We start from the raw sequence: 4428 nt of genomic DNA on the forward strand, positions 1-4428 counted from the left end.
GTCACGCGGCGGCCCTCGGCACCCCGGCGGCGGGCAGCGAGCCGAACCGGCCAAGGTGGAACAGCAGCGGGTCCGGCGCGGGCGCGCCCCCGGACAGCGCCACGACCCTGCCGATCAGCAGCGTGTGGTCGCCCGCCTCGTGCTCGGCCTGCAGCACGCACTCGACGTACGCCTCGGCGGCGGGCAGCACGGCGTTGCCGGTGACCCCCTCCACGGCGGACAGCCGGCGCATCGCGGCGTGCCCCTCCGGCCGGTCGGGCCGGCAGAACTCCTGCGCCAGGTCACGCTGCGCGTCGGTGAGCAGGTTCACGGCGTAGCTGCCCGCACGCGAGATGCGCGGGCGCATCCGGCCGTCCGCCTTGACCGACACCAGGATCAGCATCGGGTCCAGGGAGACGGAGGTCAGGCTGTTGAGGGTCATCACGATCGTCTCGTCGCCACTGCCCTGGGTGAGCAGGGTGACGCCGGTCGGGAACCGGCCCATCGCGGCCCGGAAGGAGGCCACGTCCGGTTCGGCCAGCGTGGTGCCGGCGGTCACAGCGGGGGTCATGTCGGTACTCCGTTTCAGCTCGTCCACTCGTCCGGTCGTCCGTCCGAGGCGGCGGTCAGTAGTTGCCGAGCCCGCCGCACACGTTCAGCGCCTGCGCGGTGATGGAGCCGGCCGTGTCCGAGGCGAGGTAGCCGACGAGTCCGGCGACCTCCTCGGGCGTCGAGTAACGGCCCAGCGGGATCTTCGCGTTGAAGCGCTCCTGGATCTCCTGCTCGCTCACCCCGTAGTGGCCCGCGTAGCCCTGCCGGACCCGCTGGGCCATCGGCGTCTCCACATAGCCGGGGCAGACGGCGTTCACGGTGATGCCGGTCGGGGCCAGCTCCTTGCCGACGGCCTTGGTGAAGCCGATGACACCGTGCTTGGACGCCGAGTAGGGCGCGGCGAGCTCGACGCCCTGCTTGCCGCCGGTGGAGGCGATGTTGATGATCCGGCCCCACGAGCCCTCGCGCATCAGCCCGGTGGAGAGCACCTCGCGGGTCACCCGGAAGGTGCCGTTGAGGTTGGTCTCGATGACGTCGTCCCACAGCGCGTCGGGCAGCTCGGCCGTCACACCGCCGCCGCCGCGTCCCGCGTTGTTGACGAGGATGTCGATGCGCCCGTACTCGGCGACCGCGGCGCGCACCGCCTCCTGGATCTGCGCCGGGGACGTCACGTCGCACACCGTCCCCGACACCTCGCGGCCCAGTTCGCGCTGCTCCTTGACCAGGGTGCGCACGTTCTCCGCGTCGCGGGCCACGCCGAACACCGCGACCCCCTGCCCGGCCAGCAGCTCGGTCACGGCCAGGCCGATCCCGCTGGTCGCGCCGGTGACGAAGGCGACCCGTCGTTGCACGTCTGTCATCGCGTTCTCCCCATCGCTCGTGTGGCTCGCTCGTGCGGCTCGTCGGTCCGCTCCACTTCGGCTCGACGGTGGGCCCGCCGCCTTGCGGGGTTCTCGGCCCGCGGTGGAGCGCCCCTGGAGGACAGACGTTCGAGCGGGGCTCGACAGGCGGCCTAGCCGGGGCCGTCAGGTTGGGCGTAATCGATGCCGTGGCCGGGCTGACACCCGGCCTGAGCGAGGAGGCCACGTGCCCGAGCAGACGCAGACGCTGCCTGATGTCAGGAAGTCGGTGACCGTCGCGGCGACGCCCGACGAGAGCTTCCGGATCTTCACCGAGCGGCCGGCCGACTGGTGGCCGCCGAGCCACGTCCTGGTCCGCAAGGAGCGGGCCGGTCTCGCCTTCGAGCCGGGCGTGGGCGGGCGCTACTACGAGTGGGACGTCGAGGGCACCGAGATCGCCTGGGGCCGCATCCTCGAGTGGGAGCCCGGCCGGCGGCTCGTCATGACCTGGCGCATCGACCCCAACTGGCAGTCCATCCCCACCGACGACGGCGCCAGCGAGATCGAGGTGGACTTCGAGGCCGTGGACGAGGGGCACACCAAGGTGTCGCTCGCCCACGTCAAGCTCGACAACCACGGCCCGGGCGCCGAGCGGGTGTTCAAGGCCCTCGACGGACCCAGCCCGGGCGAGACGCTGGAGCGCTTCGAGCGGGCCGTCGCGAACGGACCGGCCGCGTGAGCGTCGACACCGGCGTCGCCGCCCCCGCGCCGGCTTCCGTCTCCACGGCTCCCGCATCCCTCACCGCCCCGTCGACCGGGCTCGCCGACGCCGCCGTCCGACTGCGGGACCTGGCCGCCGCCCACGCGGCGGACGCCGACACCGCGCGCGGCCTGTACCGCGAGGTCACCCACGGCATCCGCGAGGCAGGGTTCGCCCGACACTTCGTGTCCGCCCGCTTCGGCGGTACCGAGGGCACCTTCGCCGAGCTCACCCGGGCCGTCATGACCGTCGGCGAGGGCTGCGCCGCCTCCGCCTGGTGCGCCTCGCTGGCCGCCTACTCGGCCCGCTTCGCCGCCCACCTGCCCGAGGCCGGGCACCAGGAACTGTGGGGCGCCGGACCCGACACCGTCGTCGCCACCGGGCTCATGCCGGCCGGCCGGGCCGTCCCGGAGAACGGCGGCTGGCGCCTCACCGGCCGCTGGGCCTACGTCAGCGCCGTGGACTTCGCCGACTGGGTGATGGTCTGCGCCGCCGTTCCCGGCGGAGGCGGTGAGGGACCGCCGCAGCTGCGCTTCTTCACCCTGCCGCGCGGGGCGTACAGCGTGCTCGAGACCTGGGACAGCATCGGGATGCGCGCCACCGGCAGCCACACCGTGGTCGTCGAGAACGCTTTCGTGCCGGAGCACCTGACGTTCGACCGCACGGACATGCTCACCGGCCGCAACGGCTTCTCCCCGGTGCCCTCGCACAACGTGCCGTTCCAGGCCGTCGGCGGGCTCACCTTCATCGCGCCCGTGGCCGGCGCCGCGACCGGCGCGCTGGCCGCCGTCGCCGACTCGGTCACCGGACGCCGACGCACCCAGACGGCCGAGCTGACCGTGGTCCGCGCCTCCGGCCGCGTCGACGCCGCGCGCCACCTGGTGGAGCAGAACGCCCAGGTCCTCGACGAGCGGCTGTTCACCCCCGAGCACATGGCCCGCAACGAGCGCAACGCCACCTTCGCCGCCGAGATCCTGCGCGAGGCCGTCACGCTGCTGGTCGGAGCGGCCGGCACCGGCGGGCTCGGCGAGAAGCACCCGTTGCAGCGACACTGGCGCGACATCACGTCCGCGACCAGCCACGTCGCCCTGCAGTACGACACCGCGGCACGCAAGAACTACTCGGCGGTCCTGCTCGGCCCCGAGGGGTGAGAACCGGCGGGCACAGGGGGCGTCCCACCGAGGGCGCCCCTTCGGCCGTTCGGCCCCCGCCGCCGCCCACCGTTCCCTTCCCGTACCTGTACACCCCGGCGGCGGATCGATCGTGACTGTCACCCGGGAGACGGCGTCCCAGGGCGGCGGCTGCCCGGTGGCCGGCGTCTTCCCCTTCAGCGGTACCAGCTACCGGGGCCCCGCCCCGGTCCACAGCAGCTTGCGCGCCGGGCAGCCCGTCGTGAAGGTGCCGACCGCCGGCGGCGTGGACGCCTGGCTGGTCACCGGGTAGGAGGACGTGCGCCGGCTGACCGCCGACCCCCGGCTCAGCCGCGCCCAGGCCTGCGGAGAGGGCGCCCCGCGGGTCGGCGGCACCATGCACACCACCCCCGAGGTGATCATCTCGCTGGACGCGCCCGAGCATTCCCGGCTGCGGAAGCTGGTGGCCGGCTCCCGTCTCGCGGGAGTGGCGGGGGTCGGTCCCAGCCGGGGTGGACATGGGTGCCCGGCTCCGGGGAGGAGCCGGGCACGGGGAGTAGAGGGTCAGGAGGTCGGGGAGGGGAGACCCAGGTGGCGGTGGAGTCGACCTCGATGGGGCCCTGCGGCGGGACGCCGGCCTCGACGAAGACGAACGCGTGCGCCTCGGTGCCGAAACAGGTGCCGGAGATCTTGCCCAGGTGCACCGCCTGGACGGTGCCGGTATGGCGCCCCCGTCGGCCCCGCCGTGGGTGATGGAGAAGGCGACCGTGCCGTCGCCCTTGTCCTGCCAGTAGCCGGTGGCGGCGTACAGCGGGGAGCCGGCGCCGTCCGGTGGGCCCTCTGCGGAGAGCTTGTGGTCCGGCGTGAAGGCGAAGCGCGGCGTGGTGACCGAGGTGGTGCCGTCGGGCAGGTGGACGGTCACCGTGAGGTCCCAGACGCCGGCCAGCGGCTTGTTGCGGACCAGGTGGTGGGCGCGGCCGACGCGGTGCCGACGCCCGTCAGGACGGTCGGCACGGCGAACAGCACGCCGAGCAGCCTCGGCGTGGCCGAACGCGGACGGCCGCGTCGGCGCGGCGGCGGAGTGTGTCTCAGGCGTGGACGGACAGCCGTTCCTCGGATCTCGGACCGGACGGTGACGCTGTGGAGGTGGGGGAGCTGGGGGTGTGGG

At 73.8% G+C, this 4428-nt stretch carries 5 protein-coding genes; 3 read left to right on the forward strand and 2 right to left on the reverse strand.

The window, feature by feature from the left end; genetic code table 11:
- Position 1: 1 nt before the first annotated feature.
- Together ACOV8S_RS02670 and ACOV8S_RS02675 are read right to left on the reverse strand one after the other, a co-directional pair.
- Positions 2–550, reverse strand: a complete 549-nt coding sequence (locus ACOV8S_RS02670) for a flavin reductase family protein (protein WP_448315897.1) — start codon at positions 548–550, stop codon at positions 2–4.
- A gap of 55 nt (positions 551–605) precedes the next feature.
- The gene (locus ACOV8S_RS02675; RefSeq protein WP_351113182.1) at positions 606–1391 is read right to left on the reverse strand and encodes an SDR family NAD(P)-dependent oxidoreductase; all 786 of its coding nucleotides are present in this window, start codon (positions 1389–1391) and stop codon (positions 606–608) included.
- 226 nt (positions 1392–1617) lie between these two features.
- Here ACOV8S_RS02675 and ACOV8S_RS02680 point away from each other — a divergent pair, with 226 nt between their 5' ends.
- The 3 genes from ACOV8S_RS02680 (at position 1618) to ACOV8S_RS02690 (ending at position 3573) form a co-directional block, all read left to right on the forward strand.
- A complete protein-coding gene (locus ACOV8S_RS02680; RefSeq protein WP_448315898.1) occupies positions 1618–2109 on the forward strand; it encodes an SRPBCC family protein in 492 nt (163 codons plus the stop codon).
- Positions 2106–3281 carry a hydrolase gene (locus ACOV8S_RS02685; RefSeq protein ID WP_448315899.1) on the forward strand — a complete coding sequence of 392 codons (1176 nt, stop codon included), beginning with the start codon at positions 2106–2108 and terminating at the stop codon, positions 3279–3281. The genes ACOV8S_RS02680 and ACOV8S_RS02685 overlap by 4 nt, the downstream gene beginning before the upstream one ends.
- Before the next feature lie 112 nt (positions 3282–3393).
- Positions 3394–3573 carry a hypothetical protein gene (locus tag ACOV8S_RS02690; protein WP_448315900.1) on the forward strand — a complete coding sequence of 60 codons (180 nt, stop codon included), beginning with the start codon at positions 3394–3396 and terminating at the stop codon, positions 3571–3573.
- Positions 3574–4428 lie beyond the last annotated feature (855 nt).

The organism is Streptomyces sp. CO7 (genome assembly GCF_053474865.1).

Excerpts from the sequence above, each read along its gene's own strand:
- ACOV8S_RS02670 (WP_448315897.1), bottom strand. The coding sequence starts at position 550 with ATGACCCCCGCTGTGACCGCCGGCACCACGCTGGCCGAACCGGACGTG.
- ACOV8S_RS02675 (WP_351113182.1), bottom strand. The coding sequence starts at position 1,391 with ATGACAGACGTGCAACGACGGGTCGCCTTCGTCACCGGCGCGACCAGC.